This window comes from Deltaproteobacteria bacterium CG11_big_fil_rev_8_21_14_0_20_42_23 (genome assembly GCA_002796345.1).
Taxonomy (GTDB): Bacteria; UBA10199; UBA10199; order 2-02-FULL-44-16; family 2-02-FULL-44-16; genus 1-14-0-20-42-23.
Genome location: PCXC01000051.1, coordinates 4,794 through 5,163, shown reverse-complemented (window position 1 = coordinate 5,163; position 370 = coordinate 4,794). Strand labels below are relative to the sequence as shown.

Here is a 370-nt window from a genome sequence, read left to right as displayed (position 1 = left end):
GTGTTGCGGTTAAGCCCAGTGCAAACTTGGGCCAGTTTCCGGTGATGCTGCCATCCTCAGCCATAAAGCCCATGCGCCTCAGCGGGAGGGACCATACATTTTCTGGAACATAATGATGGGCTTCATCAAAGACCACCAAGCCAAAACGTTCCCATGGAAAATCATCTGCATTGGCAAGCAAGGTTTGAATGCTGGCACTTACAATTGCGGCGTTTGGATTTTTTCTGTCGCCTTGAAAAATACCAACAGCGTTAGCGCCAAACAGTGCACCAGCTTCATCAGCAAGGCGTTGCACCAAATAATCACGATGCGAAACAAACAGCACACCAGCCGGCGGAAGGTGAACTTGATCGCCATTTTTTGGAATGTA

1 protein-coding gene is annotated in these 370 nt (G+C 48.9%); it reads right to left on the bottom strand.

The window, feature by feature from the left end; translation table 11 throughout:
* Positions 1-370: hypothetical protein (locus tag COV43_06390; protein ID PIR25214.1), on the bottom strand; the 370-nt coding region annotated here is incomplete at both ends.